The following is a 19,605-nucleotide window of genomic DNA, read 5'->3' on the forward strand; positions in this document are numbered from 1 at the left end:
GCTGTGCCTTGTTCTCTTCCCGCTCGCACGCGTCTGCGCCTCGGGTACCCTTGCGAGGTGACTGATCGCGCCCTCATCTCCTCCCTTTCCACGCTCGAAGACGGCCCCGTGCTTGTGCAGGGGTGGGTCGATACGGTTCGAGACCAGAAGAAGGTGCAGTTCGTCGTCCTCCGCGACGAGAGCGGCGCCGTCCAGCTCGTGAACCCGCGCGCCGAGGGCCGCGAGGCGATCTCCGACACGATCTCCGCGCTCGCCCAGGGCAGCTTCATCTCCGTGCGCGGCCAGAAGAAGGCCGACGAGCGCGTGAAGCTCGGCGGGCTCGAGGTGAAGGTCGACGAGATCGTCGTCGAGACCGCAGCGCTCCCCGAGACGCCAATCGCCGAGGACACGTCGATCGACAAGCGCCTCGACTGGCGCTTCCTCGACCTGCGCATCCCCCGCAATGCCCTCATCTTCCGCATCCAGACGACGTTCGCGCACGCGTTCCGCACCTACTGGGTGGAGAACGGCTACGTCGAGCTGTTCACCCCGAAGCTCATGGCGTCGGCCTCCGAGTCGAAGGCCGAGCTGTTCAAGGTCGACTACTTCGACACGAGCGCGTACCTCGCGCAGAGCCCCCAGTTCTTCAAGCAGATGGCGATGAGCTCGGGCCTCGGCAAGATCTTCGAGATCGGGCCCGTGTTCCGCGCTGACCCCTCGTTCACGTCGCGCCACGCGACCGAGTTCACGGGCATCGACGCCGAGGTGAGCTGGATCGAGTCGCACGAGGACGTCATGCAGATGCAGGAGCAGCTCATGGTTGCCGGCCTGCAGGCGGTCAAGAATGCCCACGGCGAGGAGATCAAGGCGCTCTTCGACGTCGACATCGTCGTTCCTTCGCTGCCGTTCCCGCGCATCCCGCTGCTGGAGGCTCGAGAGATCGTCGAGGCCCGCGGCCACAAGCTCGAGCGCAACGACCTTGACCTCGACCCGGAAGGCGAGCGTCAGATCGCGGCGCACGTGCAGGAGACGTTCGGCCACGAGTTCGTGTTCCTGACGGACTACCCGGCTTCGATCCGGCCGTTCTACCACATGCGCCACGAGGGCGACGAGTCGCTCACGAAGAGCTACGACCTCATCTGGAACGGCGTCGAGATCTCGACGGGCGCTCAGCGCGAGCACCGTGTCGACGTGCTCGAGGAGCAGGCGAAGCAGAAGGGCATGGAGGTCGACGAGCTCGGCTTCTACCTCGACTTCTTCCGCTATGGCGCACCGCCCCACGGTGGGTTCGGCATGGGCTTCGCGCGCATCCTGATGCTGATGCTGCACCAGACGACTCTGCGCGAGGTCACGTACCTGTTCCGCGGCCCGAACCGCCTGCAGCCGTAAGCCATCTGGCAGCCTGGTCTGCCGAGCTTCCTCAGAGCCGTCCGCGAGTGATCGCGGGCGGCTCTGCTGCGTCGGGGCACGGGTCAACGTCGTCGGGACACCTGGTGACCGGGCGGTGGCGGCGTGCAGGGCAGGTCGTCGCCGCGGCGGCTGGTGCTCTCGCGAATGTCGGGGCTCGCCTCGAAGGGCCCGTCTGGACTGAAGAGCACGCCGAGATGGTAGTCGGCATGGTCTCGGAACCAGAGAGACGCACCTCCGGGCACGTCCTTCAGCTCCTCCCACGCCTGCCAGAGCCCACCGAGGCGGAGCACCGCTTCCGGCGAGTCCCACCAGCGCGCCGACCAGACACGCGTCCGGCCGTCGACTCTGCGCGCGCAGCTCCGAGCGATGAACTCGCGCACGAAGTCGGCGAGGCACTCGAACTGCGGTCCTGGAGCCCGCGAGAGTTCGCTCGCGAGGCCAGCCTGGCGCTGCTCCTGACTCAACGCAGTGCCTCATCTCCTCGTTGCGCCTCGTCACGTTCCGCCTCGTCTCCTTCTGCGGCGTCACTGCGTGGTTGGTGCGCGGTGATCGACGCGCGGATGCGCGGGGCGTGTGGGCCCTGCATCCACGACCTGGTCCTGATGAGGGTGGGGCGACTGCCGGATGCCAGGACAAGCGCGCGCCCGCGCGGGAGCGCGCTGAGTTCGGCGACGTCGAGGATGCGCTCCCGATGGAGCTGCTTCGAGACGGTGCGGTGGCCTCGCCCGTAGCTCAGCGAGGAGAGCTCGCGGTCGTGGTCGCCGACGAGTTTGGAGAGCTCGTCGAGGAAGGTCGCCTCGCTGACGCCTCCCCCGTAGATCTTGATGTTGGCCGCCGACCAGAGCTTGCGCATGCCGCCTTCGCCCCAGACTTCGACGCCTTGCGACCACGATTGGAGGATGGTGATGAGCACGATGCCCCGCGAGCCGTAGTGGCTGTACAGGTCGGGGAGGCTGCGCCAGCGGCAGACGTTCGCGGCCTCGTCGAGGACGCCGAGCAGGGGCCGAGCGAGACGTCCGGACGGCGAGGTCGAGGCGAGTTCCTCCGCCGCCTCGGCCACGGCGACGGTGAGGGCGGTGACCAGTGGGCTCGTGGTCCCTTGCCCTTCGCGGGACAGAGAGTAGAGCGTGTCGGTCCCGCGGATGAACTCGTGGGGGTCGAACCGCGGCCTCGTGTCGAGCTCTCCGGTCGCTGTGATCCACGGGGCGAGCGCGCCGTTGGTGAGGCAGGAGGCCATCTGCTGCGCGGTTCCGTAGATGCCGCCGCGCTGGCGCTCGGGCGCGCTGATCACCCCCTCGAGCTGGTCGGCGATGAGGCGGTACCCAGCATCCCGCAGGATGCCGACTGCGTCGTCGTCACCGGGCCGCGTCACCCACCGGTACACCTCGGTGATGCGGGTGCCTGCGACCGCCCCTGCGAGGAGGAGCGCGGCGAGGAGATCCTTCGCAGCTGGGTCGAAGAACGCGTCTGCCCTGGAACCTGGCTCCCGGGATCCGCTCGCGAAGTGCTCGGCGAGCTTTGCCGCCTGCACCTCGTCGGTGACGTAGCTGAGCGGGTCCCACCACCAGCCTGCGGCTTCGCCTGCGACGCCCTGCGGGTCGAACACCCAGACTCGCCCGGCCTCTGCGCGCACGCCCCGGGTGGCGTCGACGACATCCCGTTTGTTGGACGTGACGATGACGGCTCCCGGCGCCTCGACGATGGCGGGGATGGCGAAGACCGTCGACTTCCCGGTCCGCGGGCCGCTGATGTTGATCTGCATGTCCTCCCAGCCGCCGTAGACGGGTGAGCCGCCCGGCATGCTCGTGCCGAGCCGCACGCCGATCGGGCCCGCGACGCCGAGGCGCTGGCTGCTTGCGCGTGCCCCGCGGGCGCTGATGCCCGCGATCTCCCGACCCCGTCCGAGGAGTGCCGCAGAGCGGTCGAGGCGTCGACTGCCGGAGCGATGCCCGCGAGCGAGGAGCAGTATCGCCGAGACTGCGAGCGCAAGACCGACCCCGAGCGCCACCGCGGCCCCGGTCGCTGTGGCACTCCAGCGGATGCTCCCCCGAAGCACGCCGAAGAACAGCGCGAACACGTCGTCGGGCAGCGGCTCGCTCGGGGGTTCGACGTTCGCAGCGACCCGCACGGAGAGGTTGGTCCCGCCGATGGCGACCACGGCGACGGTGAGCCCGACCCACAGCAGCACGGACTCGGCCGCCATGCCGCCCGGGCCACGCTTGCGCGGCGCGCTCATCGCCGTGTCCGCTCTGGGTCGAGACCAGCCGACCGTTCTTGGCCGAGCCCGCCCACACGGCTCGTCTCGTGCCAGAGCTTGTTGGTGTCGTTGATGCTCGCCTCTGCGGCGGTCAGCTGCACGTCGACCGGGATGCCAGGCCTGCCGCCGACTTTGACGAGGAACTTGCCTCGCCCTGGTGGCTCGGCTTCCCGACCGCTTGCCGGGTCCCAGGCTGGCGGGTCCTGCCAGCCGATGAGGAGCTCCTGCTCTGCAAGCGACAGTGGCACCGCGGAGGTGAGGCGCGGCATCTCGGCCCCCGGCAGCCCGCCGCAGATGACCATGCCGGCGCGTTCCACGAAGCCTTTCGCCTTCATCCGCTCTGACTCGGTGGGCAGCGCGAGCAGGTCGCTCATGGTGTGCGAGATCATGGCCATGCCGACTCCGCGCTGGCGGTTGAGGCGGGTGAGGGCGTCGACTCTGTCGACCATTCCCTTGCCTGCTCGGAGCGCGCGCCAGAGCTCGTCGAGGATGACGAAGTAGTGCCGGCGGGGCTCGAGCCCCGCATCCGCGAGCACATTCGCGACGTTGACGGTGCCGAACCCCGCCGACCAGCAGGCGAGGAGCGCGGCCGCCTGCAGGTCGACGTCGGAGTCGTCGATGGAGGAGACGTCGTACACGACGGGCGCGTCGCGCCGCATGGGGTTGGTGGTCTGGCGGGAGAACGTCTCGCCGAGCCTGCCACCTCCGACAAGCCCGATGAGGGAGGCCTCGAGGTCTTCCGTGATGGCCTTGTACCTGCTGTCGTCTCCGCGGTCGAGCGCAACCGCGCGCACCTCCGGGGGGCCCGCGCGCACGACCTCGAGGAGGTCGCCGAGGACGGGCACGCCGTCGTGGTGCTGGTCGAGCCATTTGAGTGCTCGGTCGATGATCGTCTCCTCTCGATCGCTCGGTGGCTGGAGCCGCATGATCGTGAGGAGGGCTGACACCATCGTGTGCCTGCGGCCATGCGCGTCGGCGAGCACTTGCCCAGCCTCGGCGTCGAAGCCGCTCGCCCTGAGCCGCCGCGCGGCGGCCGTCGCCTCTCCGGGGTCGAGCACGTTGAGGTAGCCGCGTCCGCGCCCGAGCGAGATGACCTGCCCGCCGAGGGCGGTGATCATGTCGACGTGGTCGGGCTTGAGGTCGCCGAGCACGAGCGGCATGACGCCGTAGCCGGCGAGGCCTGTCGCCATGCGACGCACGAGCGATGACTTCCCGAGTCCGGGCTTGCCGAGGATGAACGCGGAGGGGTTGCTGATGAGCTTCGCCCGCTGGAACCACGAGATGGGGTCGCAGCAGAGGGTCGCGCCGGTCTGCGTGTGCCGACCGAGGGGCACCCCGATCATGGGAGTTCCCGTGCCGACTGCGAAGGGCCAGAGCCCGCACACCTGGACAGTGGTGCCGCGCCATTCGTCGGGTGCCTGGACGTAGGTGGACGCGCCCCGGCCGCTCCCGCTCCAGCCTCTGGGTCCCGGCCTCTCGGGTGGGCGCGCCTGCTTCTGGGTCGCCTGCTTGCGTGACCTGGCGTGTGCTCTTCTCATAGCTTCTCTCGCAGTTCGCTCGGCACTCGCAGGTGCTTGCTGAGGACCAGGCCGAGCGGGAGCGCCGCGGCGAAGGCCGAGTCCTGGGACCCGTAGACGGGGCGCAGGCGGAGGCGTGCTGTTGCGGCGAGGTTGTCGACGGCCGCTCGGGCGTCGAGCTCGTGCGCGGCGTCGAGCACTGTCGCCGTGACGAGCACTCCGAAGTTGATGAGGCCAGCGCCAGAAGCCTCCTCGCTTGCCGTCGCGGCGGCGGCGCGAACGGCGAGCGTGTCGCGCGCGGCGGGTTTCGAGGTGGAGGTCTGCCTGAACTGGGCCGCGCTGAGGTCGGCTTCGACGAGTGCTGCTGCTCTGGCGGCGTCGATGGGTCGATAGAGCAGCGTCACCCGCTTGCGCGCGATGTCACGATGGGGCGCCAGGAGCCGTGCGAGCACGCTCGACTGCACGCTGCCCCTGGGCGCGACGGTCATCGCCCAGGTCGTCGAGCAGGCGGAGTCGTGACGGTATCCGGCCCAGCTGGCGCGGGTGGCCGCTGGGCCGACGTCGCTCCAGCTGAGTTCCGGGATCTCCCCTCCGGCGTGCGCCTCGTCGATCAGCACCGCCGCTGCCGGGTCGTAGGCGACTCGGACGACCTCGCAGAGCTCCTGTGCGGTGAGTGGTCGCGCGGCGCCCGCGCCGGTTGCCTGGAGCCCCGCGCTGAGCCCGGGGAGCCGCGCCGCGAGCTCGCGCGCCATCTCGTCCGGCGCTCTCCTCCTCGCACCGGCCCGGAGGGCCCCCTGGAAGGTGAGCGCGACGAAGGCCTTCACGGTGGAGGAACCCTCCGGGTACCCCGCGACGGTCTCCTCGAGCACGGCACGTGCGAAGGCTGGTGCGTTGGGGTCGATATTCATGGCGACCTCTCGCCTGAGGCGAGAGCCGGAGTCTGGGGCCGTCTCGATCGTCACCGAGGCCGCCTCGATGCCCGGTTCGTCGCCGAGGCTGGAGAGCCAGTGGCCCCACTCGGCGACCCAGGAGTCGATCTGCTCCTGATCGACGAGCGCCGCACCATCCGGGTCCGTGCCCAACACGACGGTGTAGCTGCCGACCGCGGGCGTCAGGAGCAGCGCGAATGGTCGGCCGTGCGAGTCGACGTGCTCGCTCAGCCTGGTCGGAGCCGCGATGCCCGGCAGCTGGAACGTCGCCCACGGCACTCGACCGACCGGACCGGACCGGTACCCGGATTCACCCCTCGCCCTCGAGAGGGCCCAGCCTGAGTGGGCCCCGAGCCGCGACAGCGCGTTCTTGCCGTGCGCGTCGCGCACCACGAGCATCAGGAGCGCGACGCCGATCCCCGAGGCGACGATGAGCGCAGCGATGAGACCCGAGATCATGACGGCCACGACGACGAGCACCAGTCCGCCCAGCAGGAGCGCCGTCCCCACCGAGCCGAGACCGAGCAGTCCCGCTGACGTCGGCTTCCGCCAGTTCCCGTAGGTTCGCATCTGTCGTGTCATCGAGCTATCGACCACCGCTCGGGTCCTCTCCTGTTGTCCGTTCTGCGACCGCGATCGCGGCGTCAGTGCCGTACTGGACGGCTTTCTTCAACGGCTGGATGCCTGCGATCGCTGCCGCGACGTAGGGCCCAGCGAGGGCCTTGCCTGCTCCCGCTGCAGCTGCCGCACCACCGGAGGTGGCACCCGTCGATGCGGCTGCGCGTGTGCTCGCCGACGATGCGGCAGGAGATCCCGCTGGAGCGGGCGCTGCCTGCGGGCTCGGTCCTGACCCGCGCGACGCAGCGCCGCCGCCTGGCGAGGCACGCGCTCCGCCACGCGGGACGCTGCTCCCCTGGGGTGCTGGGGCCGGCCTGGGTCGTGCGCCCTCTGGCACCCGATCCGCGACCGTGGTGGCGATCGCAGCACCGCCTCCGCTCGACGCGATCGCTCCCACCATGGGCGTGACGAAGCGCATGAGCGCGGGGAGCGCGACGATGGCGAGCACGAGGATGACGATCCCCGTGTAGGTGGTCAGCACGGCTCCGCTCTCGGCGCTCGGGGCCGCCCCGCTCATGCGGAATCCGGCGGCGTAGACGATCGCGGCCGCTGGCTTGTAGAGGATGAAGGCGGTGAGCCAGGCTAGGCAGCGCTGGAACCAGCCCCGGCCGAGCTCGGTGTTCGTCGCCGAGGCCGCAAGCGGGAGGATCCCGGCGAGGATCACGAGCATCCCCCCTCGCACGATCATGAGGAGCACCTGGACGACGGACACGAGGCCGACGATGACCCCGATGAAGAGGCCGTTCACGACGCCGGAGAACGCGGCAGGCCCGGCAGTCCCGCCTGCTGCGCCTGCGACACCGGCGATCGAGGTGCCGAGCATCACGCCCACGTTGTCCTTGAAGCAGTTCGGTGTCCCATCGAGGTCGCATTCGAGCGACTCGTCGATGATCCAGGTCGAGAACGAGTCGCCTGCCCGGACGAGCAGCCACACGATCGTGAGGCCGACGCTGGCGACGACCACCAAGGTGAGGAGGCTCTTCAGCAGCTCCTGCCCTGGCCTCGCGCGCTGCTCCCAGGCCATGCGAGCACCGCCGATCATGACCGATACGATCGCGCAGACCCCGGCCAGCCACCACGTCGACGACTGCAGGAACGTCGCAGTATTGGTCGTCGCCGCTGGGGCCGTTGGTATGAGGGCAGACACGAGCGACGAGGCTCCCGCTATGAGCACCCCGCCAGCGAGTACCGCGAACAGCCTTCCGTGGAAGGGGACGCCGTCGCCCGAGCGGATGCGCAGACCCACCATGACGGCCAGGAAGACGAGTCCGATGACCGCGACAGTGCCCGAGATCCAGCTGACGTAGCCGAGGACGGTCCCGAGGTGCGTCTCGATGTCACCCGTCGGCGCCGCTGTCGCCGTGCCAGAAGGCGCGCCGGTCGTCCCGAGGTCGGGCGTCGGGACGTCGACCCACATCGTGCCGAGGGTCGAGAGCTGCTCGGCCATCCATTCGTTGATGTCGTTCTGGAGGGCTTCGCGTGTTCGGGTCCACACCGTCGAGGCGATCTCCTTGGAGTAGCACTCGAAGTCCATGAGTCCGCAGTCGGCCATCAGGCGCTCCATCTCACGTAGCCGCCGACGTCGCCGAGCGACTGCAGTCGCACCGGAGCAGGCTCATCGCTCGGAATGCGCCAGTCGCCGTCGATCCAGACGAGGTCGACGACGGCGGCGATGAAGCTGCTGGCCCCGTCGACGCTCACACGCTGGGCGACGTCGACGCGCGCGGTGTCGCCGTCGAACGCGAGCATCCGGTAGCCCACGATCTGGAGTCGGACGCCGGAGCCCTCCGCGCCCGAACTGGCGAGCAGAGAATCCCGGTGCTGGCCTGCGGCGAGCGCGTAGTCAAGGAGCGGTGCTCGAAGCGCGGGAGTGTTCGACTGCACGAGGAAGTTCGCAGCGGCGAACAGCGCCCCATCGGCCGAACGCTGGAAGCAGTATCCGAAGCCGCCCTCGTGCATTGCCGCCGGGCCAGCTTCCGGTGAGCTCGGTGCCAGGTTGACGTCGATGCCGCGCCAGCTGGTCTCCGGCGCGATCAGGAGTTGCCTGTCGGCGGGAAGTGGTGAGGTCTGCTCTGGTCCGCGCAGCCCGCAGCTGCTCGGCGAGACGGTCGCGATCGTGTCGGCATCGCCGACCTCGTGCTCTGGACCCGCATGGGCGGCACCCGCCGGAGCGGCTGCCCGCTGGCCGTCGCCCACCGTCATGTCGCCTCCGGATGCGTCGCCGCCGAAGGCGGCCTGGATGGAGACCACGACACCGGCCACGACAAGCAGGGCGACGCCCAGCGCGGCGACGATGAACCCTGGCCGGCTCCCGGAGGAAGCCTTTCGGCGCTGCGCTGACCGCCGTTGGATCGATCCGCCGCTCGGCATGATGCTCGTCCTCCCGGCATCAGACGAAGAAGCCGACGAGGCTGGTCGCCGCCGAGATGATGATGACGCCGCCGAGCGCCATGCCGATCTTCCCAGCGTGCTCGCCACCCTCGCCTCTGCGTGACTGGATCGCCATCATGGTGCCAGCGGCGATGAGGCCCAGGACGCACACGGCGAGCCCGATCCACTTCACCCAGCCGAGCAGCGTCGTGAGGCCCTCGGTGCCTGGAGGCTGCACGGGGTCGGGGTCGGGGAGCGTCGTGAGGCGCGCTGAAGCGTCGAGCAGCAGGTCGGTGAGTGCGGCGATCGTCATGGTCAGTGGTCTCCTGTCGAGATGAACGCGGGAACGCGCGATGAAGGGCAGCCCCCCTCACGGCGGGCTCGAGCCGTCGCCGGTCAGTCAGACCGCGAGCGCTCGAGTCAGCTCGCCATGGGCCCACCGGGGACGTGAGCCGGCAGGTCGACGACCTCGGACGGTCCGTCGGCGTTGTGCACCGGCTCGGTACAGGAATGGACTCTACGCACGGTCGACGGGGCTGCGAGGAGTTATCCACAGCCACGATCTGGGGGCTCCCCAGCCACCTAGATTGGTGCTCGCCGCAGCCGGTCTGCGGCGAGAAGGGGGTGCTCCATGCGCCGAAGGATCGCTGTCGCCGGGCTTGCCGCCATCGCCCTCGGTGTGAGCGCAGGCGTGAGCGGCTGCGCGCCCGCCGAGGTGCCGAGGCGCGCTCCAGCCAACGCTCCAGCTTCGCCATCCGTGCCGACGCAGCTCGTCCGTGGGCCGCAGGATGAGCACGTCGACACGCAGCCCCCTGGTCCGTCTCCGACGCATGACGAGGCCTCGGATGTGGAGGCTCTGGCCGTCGCCTCGGCCGCCATCGAGGCGTACCTCAGCCGCGAGATCCCGCGACGCACCTGGCTCGAAGCGCTGGAACCGCACCTCACGGCGTCGGCGATGGCAGCGCTGAGCTCGGTCGACCCCGCCACCATCCCCGGAGCCTCCCTGACCGCCGCGACATACCTCGAGCGCCACACGAGCGGGTACCTGGTTCACGCCACCGCACCGACCGGGTCGGGCTCCTACCGGCTTCTGCTCGTGCGCGACGGCAGCTCGGGGCCCTGGCTCGTCGCCGAGATCACGACCCGGGAGTCGAGCTCGTGAGCACCCGGAACGGCCTCTGGTGGGGCGTTGCGATGGTGGTCCTGCTCGCTCCCGGCCTCCTGCTCGGCGCTCTCGTCGTCGCAGCCATCGCGAGTACCTCGCTCGTGGGTGTGGCCGCCTGCGCGACACCAGACTTCCCAATGCCGGGCGTCTTCTCCGACACCGAATCGAACTCGAGCGTGGGCATGGGGGCCGAGCCGGATTCCGCGGCACAGCTCGAGGTGAGCACCATGATCGGCGCAGATCAGGTCGATTTCGCCGGCGCCCAGCTGTCGAATGCGGCCCACATCCTGCTGGCGGGCCGCGAGGCTGGACTCGGCGCGCGTGATCAGGTCATCGGCGTCATGACCGCGATCGGCGAGTCGACGCTGCTGGTCATCGACCACGGCGACGAGGCTGGCCCTGATTCACGTGGCCTGTTCCAGCAGCGCGACAACGGCGCATGGGGCAGCTACTCCGACAGGATGGACCCGCGCATCAGCGCGGACAACTTCTTCGCAGCACTGCTCGCGGTGACCGAGCGAGACGCGCTCACCCCCTCTGAGGCAGCTCACCGAGTACAGGGCAACGCCGATCCGGCGCACTACTCGAAGTACTGGCAGGCAGCCGTCGCAATCAGCGAGACGATCAGCGGTTCCAGCACGGACCTCGGCGACGGAGCACTCGCTTCCGGTGCCAGCGCAAGCGGCTCGGATCGCGATGGATGCGGTGCCGCAGGAGCAGGAGCAGGAGCAGCCACCCTCGGCGGCGGCACCAGCACGGCGGTGAGTCCGGGCGGCTGGGCAGCTCCCGGCCTGGGCGGCATCACCGACACCTTCGGCAACAGGTTCCACCCGACCGACTTCGAGTGGCGCATGCACAACGGCATCGACCTCGCCGCCGGCGGCTGCGGGGGCCAGATCTGGGCCGCGCACTCGGGCACCGTCATCGAGGCCGAACCGGACAGCTCCGGCAACGGGACGATCGTCGTCGACCACGGCGGGGGTCTCATCACCAAATACCTGCACATGGAGGCGGACGGCTACCTCGTCGGGGTCGGAGCCACGATCGCGGCGGGGCAGCAGATCGGCATCACCGGCACCAGCGGGCAGTCGACCGGCTGCCACCTGCACTTCGAGGTGGTCGTCGACAACAGTCGCGTCGATCCTCTGCCGTTCCTGGCAACCCACGGGGTGAGCTTCTGATGGCGAGGAGGCGACGGTCCGACGCAGCCGAGCCGGGCATGGCGGTGCCCCGGTGGCCCCGCATCTCCGCGCGGCTCGGAGTGGACGGCCAGGGGGAGCTGTCCTGGAACTCCGTGGTGCGCCGGATCTCCGCGTCGGATCGCGACGCGGCACGCGCCGCCATCGTCGCGCGGTGCACGCGCGTCGCGCAGACGATCGCACGCCCCGTCCGACTCGAGCTGCACGAGCGCGACCGGATGCGCGAGCTGGTGGTGCATCCGTCTGGCGCCGCGGAGCCCGGAGACACCGAGGACGGGTCCTACCGCACCGAGTCGGACCTCCCACCGCTGGTGGCGGTGACCGGCACGTGTCGCGCGTGCGGGTGCACGTCGAGCGCCGCAGACGCCCAGTGCCAGGGGTGCGGCATCCTGGAACCGCTGAGTCGAAATGCCGATACCCCGCCCAGAGATCTGAGGGCAGCTCCCGGCGAGGACGGTGCGGACGAGCGCCGGCGGACCGGCAGACGCGAGCTCCGCCGAGAAGAGCCGCAGCCACCTCAGCAGACGCAACCGCCGAGGCAACTGCCCGCACCATCGCCCTCGCCCTCATCCTCGCCCTCGCCCTCGCTCTCCCGACGTTCCCGAGAGAGATCCAGGCAGCAGGGGTCAGCTCGCGCGTCTTCACGACGGCCGGTTTCTCCTCGAGCCCTTGTCATCGAGTTCGACGACGACTCTCGCGCGGTCCTCGCGGGCAGCGCGGCCCTTGGACGCAACCCGTCACCCGTCGACGGCCGCATCCCGGTTCGTGTCGACAGCCGAGACAGCACGGTCTCTCGCACCCACGCGCTCGTCGACGTCGACCACGCCGGTCGCATCCTCGTCACCGACTACCACTCGACGCACGGCGTGCACCTCAGTGGGAGACACATCTCGACGTTCGTGCCGGGCGTCGTGTACCGCGTCCCCGACGGCGCGCAGCTTCGACTCGGCGACGTCCTCTGCCGCGTGAGCACCGAGGCCACCGCCGCCAGCTGAGTGCACTCGCAGCGACCGGCCGAGCCTACGTACGTGCCGCCGCTGCGAGCGCGACGTCCAGCCGCTCGGCCTCCACGAACCACTGCGAGTGCTGCACCCCATCGACGAGGACGACCGGGATGAGCTCGCCATACTGCCGCTGCAGGGCCTCATCGTCGAGGATGCTGAGCACCGACAGCGCCGCGCCGTGACGAGCCGTCACCTCCCGCACCACTGGTTCAGCCTGCTCGCACAGGTGACAGCCCGGCTTGCCTAGGAAGGTGACCATCGGAACGCGCGCATCCGTCATGTCTCGAGTCTCGCAGACGAGCGCCCTGAGACGGCAGGCCCGCAGGTCACCGCCGGTCGAGCACTCGACCGGCGAACCGGCCCCTTAACGCAGAAAACGCCTGACCCGAGGGCCCGGCGCTCTGCGTCGTCGCGACTACTTCTTGTTGCGACGCTGGTGGCGAGTCTTGCGAAGCAGCTTGCGGTGCTTCTTCTTCGCCATGCGCTTGCGGCGCTTCTTGACTACTGAACCCATAGGAACATCCTTTATCTACAAGTACGAGGTGTGCGCAGCGGTAGGCTGCGGCATCGCTCGCGCCAGCTTACACGTCACCTGCCGGTAACCCTGTGTCCAGCGGAACTCAGGCAGTGTGCTGGTCGAGCTCATCTCCGCGGCCGGACTGCTTGATGGCCTCGGAGACCGCCGACTCCGGCACCCGGAACGAGCGACCGAAGCGCACCGCGGGAAGTTCACCGGAGTGCACGAGTCGGTACACCGTCATCTTCGAGACCCGCATGAGTTCTGCCACCTCGGCAACGGTCAGGAACCGCACATCAGACAGGTCGTTTGCCATGTGTTGCAGCTCCAAGGTGACAGATGATCCGCGCGTTACGGAAGTGAAGTGAGTGTCAATTGAACACCTTATGGCCCAGAGCACTGCAGAAACAAGGTCCAGAGCGAATCATGCCGTGCCACGGATTCGCGATTCCACCCGCGAGGAGTAGCATGACCGACGCCTCGCGCACGCGCGGCGTCGTCGACGGTGCAGTGAATTGGGGATGGGATGCGCACTCCGCGGGCCTCGAGCATCCCCGCACCTGTGGACACGGATGGGCTGCTGCGGCGCATCGTCGCGGCCATCGGCCGGAAGATCGACGACTTCGCCCATCACACGCCCTCCCGGTTCGCGGTCATCATCTTCACGAGCATCATCCTGCTGTGGACGACGATCTACATGCTGCCGATCTCCTCAGCCGACGGAACCATGACTCCGTTCCACGAGGCGCTCTTCACCGCCGTCTCCACGATCTGCGTCACCGGCCTCTCCGTGGTCGACATGGCCACCCACTGGTCGGGCTTCGGCCACTTCATGGTGTGGCTCGGCATGCAGGTCGGGGCCATCGGAGTGCTGACGCTCGCGAGCATCATGGGCGCGATCGTCACGCGGCGCCTCGGGCTGCGGCAGAAGCTCGTCGCGGCGAGCGACAGCAACGCGCTGCGCACGCACGCCGGCCCCGTCTCCGAATCGCAGGCGGTGAAGCTGGGCGACATCGGCGGGATCCTCGCGACCGTCGCGATCTCGCTCGTCATCATCGAGACGATCATCGCGATGCTCATCATCCCGCGCCTCCTGATCGCCGGTGAGCCGCTCTGGGACGCGATCCTCGACGGCTTCTTCTGGGCGACGTCGGCGTTCACCAACACGGGGTTCATGCCGACGAGCAGCGGCATAGCGCCCTTCGCGACGGACGTGTGGATGCTCACATGCCTCGCGACGGCCGTCTTCCTCGGCAGCCTCGGCTTCCCCGTCATCTTCGCCCTCACGCGCTGGGTGAAGACGAAGCAGCGCATCTCGGTGCACGTGAAGCTGACCATCTCGACGACCGTGCTGCTCTTCGTGCTCGGCGCGGTCGCGATCTACTTCCTCGAGGGCGACAACCCCCAGACGATCGGTGCGCAGGACCCGTGGTTCCGGCCGGTGACGGCTGGTTTCATGTCTGCCATGACCCGCTCAGGCGGCTTCTCCACGATCGACCTCGCCGACGCAGACCCCGCCACCATGCTCGCCATGCAGATGCTCATGTTCGTGGGTGGCGGCAGCGCATCCACGGCGGGTGGCATCAAGGTGACGACCCTCGCGATCCTCTTCCTCGCAGCCTTCGCCGAGGCGAGGGGCGTCAACGACATCCAGGCGTTCGGCCGCCGCATCCCGAACGACGTGCTGCGCCTCGCCGTCAGCGTGACGCTCTGGGGGGCGACGATCGTGGCGGTCTCCTCGATCTCCCTCATGCACTTCGCCTCGGTGCCGTTCGACGAGGCGATCTTCGAGGCGATCAGCGCATTCGCCACCTGCGGCCTCTCGACGGGTCTCACCGGGGACCTGCCCGAGCAGGGCGCGTACATTCTCTCCATCACCATGTGGCTCGGCCGCGTGGGCACGGTCACCATGGCCGCCGCGCTCGCTTCCAGCGAGCACAAGCAGCTGTTCAGGCTGCCCGAAGAAAGGATCATCGTTGGGTGAGCCGATTCCACACAATGCGCCGGTGCTCGTCATCGGCCTCGGCCGGTTCGGCGCTGCGACCGCGGGCCAGCTGCAGCGTCAGGGTCGCGAGGTGCTCGCGGTCGACACCGACGAGGGACTCGTCCAGAAGTGGGCGGAGCGGGTGACGCATGCGGTGCAGGCGGATGCGCGGAACATCGAGGCCCTTCGGCAGATCGGCGCGCACGAGTTCGCGGTCGCCGTCGTCGCGGTCGGCACGTCGCTCGAGTCGAGCGTGCTCGTCACGGCGAACCTCTCCGACCTGAAGGTGCCGCAGATCTGGGCGAAGGCGATGTCGGCGACGCACGGCAAGATCCTCGGCCGCATCGGCGCGCACCACGTCATCTACCCGGAGCGCGAGGCTGGCGAGCGCATCGCGCACCTGCTCTCGGGGCGCATGCTCGACTTCATCCAGTTCGATGACGACTTCGTGCTCGTGAAGCTCTACCCGCCGAAGGCGATCCGGGGCGTCCCCCTCATGGAGTCCGGCGTTCGCACGAAGTACCGGGTGACGGTCGTCGGGGTGAAGAGCCCGGGCAAGCCCTTCACCTACGCGATGGCGGACACGGTCGTCTCGAACCACGACCTCGTGATCGTGTCCGGCTCGGCCTCCGATGTGGAGCGCTTCGCGGCGCTCACGTAACCGCCCCGGCGACCCACGGCACGTGACCCGTCCTGCGCTGATCGCTGTCGAAGACGTGTCCCATGCGCTTGCTGTAGTGGAGCATGATGCTGCGCTCGACGACCCGCACGTCGCCATCCTGCACGATCTGCATCTCCACATCCGGCGCCTCAGCCAGTGAGCTCAGCCAGACGATCGCGTACAGGTTCGCGCTGCCTCCCGCGAGCGCCGCGCAGGCACGCACCGACTGGCGCTGGCTGATGCGGGCCGCGGCACTGTAGAGGCGGCCAGCCGGCACGACCATCCACAGCACGAGCGAGTATGGCCAGCGAGGCTGCTCGAGCTGCACGTCGATGCGCTGCACGATGTGTCCCGACCGCACGGCGCGGTGGACGAACCTTCTCGCGTGAGCTTCCGAGACACCGAGTGCCGATGCCAGCTCGCTGCTCGGCGCGCGACCGTCGCGCTCGAGGACGCTGATGGCCGTCGCCAGGGCGGGTGAGAGCGGCGACGGCGCTGACGTGCCTCCGTCCCTGGCCTCGACGGGCCGGGAGGAGACGCCGAACCCGGACCGCCAGTGCGAGCCGTCGAGGAACATCCGAGTGACGAGCATGGTTCGCATGCGTGCGACATCGGCGTGCGAGGTGAGGCCGACACGCAGGAACCGGCGCAGTTCGTGCACGTCGGGGACGAGCACGGTGAGCATGAGGTCGTGATCGCCGGTGATCTCGGCGATGGTCACGACCCTCGGGTGGGTGACGAAGGCGTTGATGACGGTCTCGACCGACCCTGGCCGACATTGCACCGCGACGATGGCGGTGACGACCCCGGAGTTCCAGCCGACGTGCGTGGTGACCCAGGCGGACTCCTCGGCGTGGAGACGTTCCCATCTGCGCCGGGCGGTCGGGGCGCTGACCCCGATCGTCTGCCCGATCTGCGCCCATGGAGCGCGCGGATCCTCCTGCATGACGTCGATGAGCGCGAGGTCCGATTCGGACAACACCGGGGACAGTTCTCGCGGTTTGAGATCCATATCGAACATCTTGGACCAACTTGGTGGCCGATGCGACCAACGTAACACTGCCGTAAAGCACAATCAGAACACTCAGGACAGCGAAGTCCCCTCGAACATCGGAGTGCTCATGACTCGGACTGACACCACGGAGCTCACGCTCGCGGAGGCGCCAGGACTCAGCGGAAGGATGCTGCGCGGCGTTGAGCGCGTCGGCAACCGACTCCCGCATCCGTTCTTCCTCTTCCTCATCCTCGCCGGCCTCGTCGCCGTCGCCTCGGCCATCGCGGCGGGGCTCGGGGCGACGACGATCGACCCGGCGACCGGCGAGGTCATTCCCATCCGAAGCATCCTCTCGGCGGAGGGCCTCGTCTACGCGGTCTCGACGGCGATCGAGAACTTCATCACGTTCCCGCCGTTCGGCCTCATCATCACGGTCATGCTGGGCATCGGCGTCGCCGAGCGCACTGGCCTCCTGAGCACGTTCATGCGTGCCACGGTGCTGTCCGCACCCAAGTGGGCCGTCACGTACGTCGTCGTCTTCGTGAGCCTCATGGGCAACCTCGCCTCGGACACGGCCGTCATCATCCTTCCCCCACTCGCGGCAGCGGCCTTCCTCGCCGCGGGCCGGCACCCGCTCGCCGGGTTCATCACGTCATACGCGGCTGTCATCGCCGGGTTCAGCGCCAACGTGGTCCCTGCGGGCACCGACGTGCTCATGTCGGGCATCACGACGAGCGCCGCCCAGATCGTCGAACCGGGTGCCGAGGTGTCGGTGCTGGCGAACTACTACTTCTTCGCCTCTTCGACCGTGATCCTCTCCATCACGATCACATTCGTCTGCCAGCGCTTCCTCGAACCGAAGCTCGGCACCTTCGTGCCCCCGAAGAACACGCTCCTTCCGAGCGCGCTCACCCCCGACTCCGAAGCAGGACCGGCGACCAGCAAGGAGCGTCGCGCGCTCCTCATCGCCACGGTGGCGATCGTCGCCTACCTCGCGGTCCTGGTGGTCCTCCTCCTGCTGCCAGGTTCCGCCCTGCAGGGTGAGGGTGGCGCGATCCTGCGCTCGCCGTTCATGTCGAGCATCCCGATCTTCATCCTGTTCATGTTCCTCGTCGGTGGCGTCACGTACGGCATCACTGCCGGAACCCTCACCAGCTGGGCACAGGTGCCCAGCATGATGACGGAAGCGGTCAAGGAGCTCGTGCCGTTCATCGTCGTCATCTTCACGGCGGCGCAGGCCATCGCCTGGTTCTCGTGGTCACAGATCGGCCTGCTCCTCGCCACGGGCGGTGCTGACGCGATGGAGGCGACGGGCCTCGGCGGCATCGGCGGCCTCATGATCTTCAGCATCTTCGTGTTCGTCCCCGCGCTGCTGCTCACCAGCGGTTCGGCGCTCTGGACCCTGCTCGCGCCGATCTTCGTGCCCATGTTCATGCTCAACGGCGTCGACCCCGCCTACGTGCAGGCGGCGTTCCGCATCACCGACTCCGCCTCGAACCCGCTCGTGCCGATGAACCCGCTGCTACCGGTGGTCCTGGGCCTCATGCAGAAGTGGGCGCCGAAGGGTGGACTCGGCACGCTGTTCAGCCTCGTCATGCCGTTCACGATCGCGATCTGGGGGGTCTGGCTGCTGCAGCTGCTCGTCTGGGGAATCTTCGAGCTTCCCGTCGGCCCCGGCCACTCCCTCATGATGGGCGGCTGATGTGCACGCCTGGCCACTCGACCCTGACCCCGACCCCACTGGAGGAACACCCAGCATGAACATCAGCACCGACCACGTGCCCGCGATCGTCGACGAGCTGAGCGCACAGCTGCCAGCGCGACTGCCTCTGCTCGTCGACGTCGCCGCCGACCTGCACGCGAACCCCGAGATCCGCTTCACCGAGGTGCACGCCGCAGCCAGGCTCACCTCCGAGCTCGAGTCGGCGGGCTTCGCCCTCGAGCGAGGCTTCGCCGGCCTCGACACGGCCTTCGTGGGCCGTTGGTCGACGCCCGATGCGGGTGAGGGCACCCCGACGATCGCCGTGTTCTGCGAATACGACGCCCTCGAGGGCATCGGGCATGCGTGTGGCCACAACATCATCGCCGCGAGCGGACTCGGTGCGGGCATCCTGCTGAAGGACGCCCTGACCGCCGCCCCTGGCACTCCCGCCCATGTCGTCGTGATCGGCAGCCCCGGCGAGGAGGGGGCCGCAGGAAAGGTCCCGATGATCGAGGGCGGTGTGCTGGATGGCATCGACCTCGCGATCATGGTGCACCCGGCAGCGACGAACACCGTCGGCGGGTCGACGCTGTCGCGGGTGGCCCTCGACGTCACGTTCACCGGGCGCGCCAGCCACGCTGCCGCGAGCCCCGAGACGGGGATCAACGCACTCGACGCCTCCACGCTGTCGCTGACCGCGATCGGGCTGCTCCGACAGCAGCTGACCGACGATGCACGTGTGCACGCCATCGTCACCGATGGCGGCCAGGCGCCGAACATCATCCCCGAGCGCTCGGCGCTGCGCATCTTCGTGCGCGCCAATGACCGGGACCATCTGCTGGAGAACATCGTGCCGAGGGTTCGCGCCTGCTTCGAAGGGGCAGCGATCGCAACCGGGTGCACGGTGCTGATCGAGGAGAACACCCCCGCCTACTACTCACTCATCTCGAACCCGGTGCTCGCCGACATCGCAGGCACTGCCTACGAGCGGCTCGGCCGCATGGTGACGGAAGAGCCCATAACGGGCTCCACCGACATGGGCAACGTCAGCCATGTCGTTCCGTCCATCCACCCGATGATCCAGCTCATCCCCGACGGGGTCACGCACACGAGGGAGTTCGCTGAGGCAGCGGATGGCCCGAATGCCTCGGTCACGATCGCCGACGGCGCGGCCATGCTCGCTGCGACTGCACTCGCCGTCTTCCGCGAACCGAGTCTCGCGGTCGAGGCGAAAGCGGCATTCGACGCGCGCTGATTAATCCTGCGGCGGCTCCCTGGACGCTGCTGCGACGAAGCCCC

At 68.8% G+C, this 19,605-nt stretch carries 19 protein-coding genes; 8 read left to right on the top strand and 11 right to left on the bottom strand.

What is annotated here, in order from left to right; genetic code table 11:
* Positions 1–57: 57 nt before the first annotated feature.
* Complete coding sequence (aspS, locus tag GV007_RS12525; RefSeq protein ID WP_160073009.1) at positions 58–1,368, top strand: aspartate--tRNA(Asn) ligase; 1,311 nt, start codon at positions 58–60, stop codon at positions 1,366–1,368.
* An 83-nt stretch (positions 1,369–1,451) separates the two neighbouring features.
* Here the strand turns inward: aspS and GV007_RS12530 are convergent, their stop codons facing one another.
* Genes GV007_RS12530 through GV007_RS12560 form a run of 7 tightly spaced genes read right to left on the bottom strand, consistent with a single transcriptional unit; the run spans position 1,452 to position 9,393 of the window.
* The gene (locus tag GV007_RS12530; protein WP_160073011.1) at positions 1,452–1,853 is read right to left on the bottom strand and encodes a DUF4913 domain-containing protein; all 402 of its coding nucleotides are present in this window, start codon (positions 1,851–1,853) and stop codon (positions 1,452–1,454) included.
* Positions 1,850–3,625, bottom strand: a complete 1,776-nt coding sequence (locus GV007_RS12535; RefSeq protein ID WP_160073013.1) for a type IV secretory system conjugative DNA transfer family protein — start codon at positions 3,623–3,625, stop codon at positions 1,850–1,852. The genes GV007_RS12530 and GV007_RS12535 overlap by 4 nt, the downstream gene beginning before the upstream one ends.
* Complete coding sequence (locus GV007_RS12540; protein ID WP_160073015.1) at positions 3,622–5,184, bottom strand: ATP/GTP-binding protein; 1,563 nt, start codon at positions 5,182–5,184, stop codon at positions 3,622–3,624. The genes GV007_RS12535 and GV007_RS12540 overlap by 4 nt, the downstream gene beginning before the upstream one ends.
* On the bottom strand, positions 5,181–6,674 hold the full coding sequence (locus GV007_RS12545) for an SCO6880 family protein (RefSeq protein WP_201297682.1): 1,494 nt from the start codon (positions 6,672–6,674) through the stop codon (positions 5,181–5,183). Before GV007_RS12545 ends, GV007_RS12540 begins: the two co-directional genes overlap by 4 nt.
* Positions 6,675–6,678: 4 nt before the next feature.
* A complete protein-coding gene (locus GV007_RS12550) occupies positions 6,679–8,262 on the bottom strand; it encodes a hypothetical protein (RefSeq protein WP_160073019.1) in 1,584 nt (527 codons plus the stop codon).
* Positions 8,262–9,080: a hypothetical protein gene (locus GV007_RS12555; protein ID WP_160073021.1), complete on the bottom strand. Its 819-nt coding sequence runs from the start codon at positions 9,078–9,080 to the stop codon at positions 8,262–8,264. The genes GV007_RS12550 and GV007_RS12555 overlap by 1 nt, the downstream gene beginning before the upstream one ends.
* Positions 9,081–9,099: 19 nt before the next feature.
* Positions 9,100–9,393: a hypothetical protein gene (locus GV007_RS12560; RefSeq protein ID WP_160073023.1), complete on the bottom strand. Its 294-nt coding sequence runs from the start codon at positions 9,391–9,393 to the stop codon at positions 9,100–9,102.
* Between the two features lie 318 nt (positions 9,394–9,711).
* Here GV007_RS12560 and GV007_RS12565 point away from each other — a divergent pair, with 318 nt between their 5' ends.
* Genes GV007_RS12565 through GV007_RS12575 form a run of 3 tightly spaced genes read left to right on the top strand, consistent with a single transcriptional unit; the run spans position 9,712 to position 12,439 of the window.
* A complete protein-coding gene (locus GV007_RS12565) occupies positions 9,712–10,242 on the top strand; it encodes a hypothetical protein (protein WP_160073025.1) in 531 nt (176 codons plus the stop codon).
* Entirely contained in the window at positions 10,239–11,426 is a 1,188-nt protein-coding gene (locus tag GV007_RS12570; protein ID WP_160073027.1) for a M23 family metallopeptidase, read from the top strand. Before GV007_RS12565 ends, GV007_RS12570 begins: the two co-directional genes overlap by 4 nt.
* On the top strand, positions 11,426–12,439 hold the full coding sequence (locus GV007_RS12575) for an FHA domain-containing protein (protein ID WP_160073029.1): 1,014 nt from the start codon (positions 11,426–11,428) through the stop codon (positions 12,437–12,439). Before GV007_RS12570 ends, GV007_RS12575 begins: the two co-directional genes overlap by 1 nt.
* A 25-nt stretch (positions 12,440–12,464) precedes the next feature.
* Here GV007_RS12575 and GV007_RS12580 read toward each other — a convergent pair whose 3' ends face one another.
* The 3 genes from GV007_RS12580 to GV007_RS12590 all read right to left on the bottom strand — a co-directional run bounded on the left by GV007_RS12580 (position 12,465) and on the right by GV007_RS12590 (position 13,281).
* Positions 12,465–12,728 (bottom strand): glutaredoxin family protein, encoded by a 264-nt coding sequence (locus GV007_RS12580; protein WP_201297684.1) that lies wholly within the window; start codon positions 12,726–12,728, stop codon positions 12,465–12,467.
* 135 nt (positions 12,729–12,863) lie between these two features.
* Positions 12,864–12,962 (bottom strand): 30S ribosomal protein bS22, encoded by a 99-nt coding sequence (locus GV007_RS12585; protein ID WP_082775156.1) that lies wholly within the window; start codon positions 12,960–12,962, stop codon positions 12,864–12,866.
* Positions 12,963–13,068: 106 nt separating this feature from the next.
* A complete protein-coding gene (locus tag GV007_RS12590; RefSeq protein ID WP_104243471.1) occupies positions 13,069–13,281 on the bottom strand; it encodes a helix-turn-helix domain-containing protein in 213 nt (70 codons plus the stop codon).
* 210 nt (positions 13,282–13,491) lie between these two features.
* Between GV007_RS12590 and GV007_RS12595 the strand changes: the two genes are divergently transcribed.
* Entirely contained in the window at positions 13,492–14,949 is a 1,458-nt protein-coding gene (locus GV007_RS12595; RefSeq protein WP_160073031.1) for a TrkH family potassium uptake protein, read from the top strand.
* A complete protein-coding gene (locus GV007_RS12600) occupies positions 14,942–15,610 on the top strand; it encodes a potassium channel family protein (protein ID WP_068478414.1) in 669 nt (222 codons plus the stop codon). The genes GV007_RS12595 and GV007_RS12600 overlap by 8 nt, the downstream gene beginning before the upstream one ends.
* Here the strand turns inward: GV007_RS12600 and GV007_RS12605 are convergent.
* Positions 15,603–16,592: an Lrp/AsnC family transcriptional regulator gene (locus GV007_RS12605; protein ID WP_160073033.1), complete on the bottom strand. Its 990-nt coding sequence runs from the start codon at positions 16,590–16,592 to the stop codon at positions 15,603–15,605. The two genes, GV007_RS12600 and GV007_RS12605, sit on opposite strands and share 8 nt — an antisense overlap.
* 139 nt (positions 16,593–16,731) lie before the next feature.
* Between GV007_RS12605 and GV007_RS12610 the strand changes: the two genes are divergently transcribed.
* Both GV007_RS12610 and GV007_RS12615 read left to right on the top strand, forming a co-directional pair.
* On the top strand, positions 16,732–18,306 hold the full coding sequence (locus GV007_RS12610) for an AbgT family transporter (protein ID WP_160073035.1): 1,575 nt from the start codon (positions 16,732–16,734) through the stop codon (positions 18,304–18,306).
* A 55-nt stretch (positions 18,307–18,361) separates the two neighbouring features.
* On the top strand, positions 18,362–19,561 hold the full coding sequence (locus tag GV007_RS12615; protein WP_160073037.1) for a M20 family metallopeptidase: 1,200 nt from the start codon (positions 18,362–18,364) through the stop codon (positions 19,559–19,561).
* Positions 19,562–19,605 lie beyond the last annotated feature (44 nt).

Origin of the sequence: Pseudoclavibacter sp. 8L (genome assembly GCF_902506465.1) — a bacterium.
GTDB lineage: Bacteria > Actinomycetota > Actinomycetes > Actinomycetales > Microbacteriaceae > Pseudoclavibacter.

Excerpts from the sequence above, each read along its gene's own strand:
- GV007_RS12560 (WP_160073023.1), bottom strand. The coding sequence starts at position 9,393 with ATGACGATCGCCGCACTCACCGACCTGCTGCTCGACGCTTCAGCGCGC.
- GV007_RS12535 (WP_160073013.1), bottom strand. The coding sequence starts at position 3,625 with ATGAGCGCGCCGCGCAAGCGTGGCCCGGGCGGCATGGCGGCCGAGTCC.
- GV007_RS12545 (WP_201297682.1), bottom strand. The coding sequence starts at position 6,674 with ATGACACGACAGATGCGAACCTACGGGAACTGGCGGAAGCCGACGTCA.
- GV007_RS12590 (WP_104243471.1), bottom strand. The coding sequence starts at position 13,281 with ATGGCAAACGACCTGTCTGATGTGCGGTTCCTGACCGTTGCCGAGGTG.
- GV007_RS12550 (WP_160073019.1), bottom strand. The coding sequence starts at position 8,262 with ATGGCCGACTGCGGACTCATGGACTTCGAGTGCTACTCCAAGGAGATC.
- GV007_RS12540 (WP_160073015.1), bottom strand. The coding sequence starts at position 5,184 with ATGAGAAGAGCACACGCCAGGTCACGCAAGCAGGCGACCCAGAAGCAG.
- GV007_RS12610 (WP_160073035.1), top strand. The coding sequence starts at position 16,732 with ATGACTCGGACTGACACCACGGAGCTCACGCTCGCGGAGGCGCCAGGA.
- GV007_RS12555 (WP_160073021.1), bottom strand. The coding sequence starts at position 9,080 with ATGCCGAGCGGCGGATCGATCCAACGGCGGTCAGCGCAGCGCCGAAAG.
- GV007_RS12580 (WP_201297684.1), bottom strand. The coding sequence starts at position 12,728 with ATGACGGATGCGCGCGTTCCGATGGTCACCTTCCTAGGCAAGCCGGGC.
- GV007_RS12595 (WP_160073031.1), top strand. The coding sequence starts at position 13,492 with ATGCGCACTCCGCGGGCCTCGAGCATCCCCGCACCTGTGGACACGGAT.
- GV007_RS12565 (WP_160073025.1), top strand. The coding sequence starts at position 9,712 with ATGCGCCGAAGGATCGCTGTCGCCGGGCTTGCCGCCATCGCCCTCGGT.
- GV007_RS12585 (WP_082775156.1), bottom strand. The coding sequence starts at position 12,962 with ATGGGTTCAGTAGTCAAGAAGCGCCGCAAGCGCATGGCGAAGAAGAAG.
- GV007_RS12615 (WP_160073037.1), top strand. The coding sequence starts at position 18,362 with ATGAACATCAGCACCGACCACGTGCCCGCGATCGTCGACGAGCTGAGC.
- GV007_RS12575 (WP_160073029.1), top strand. The coding sequence starts at position 11,426 with ATGGCGAGGAGGCGACGGTCCGACGCAGCCGAGCCGGGCATGGCGGTG.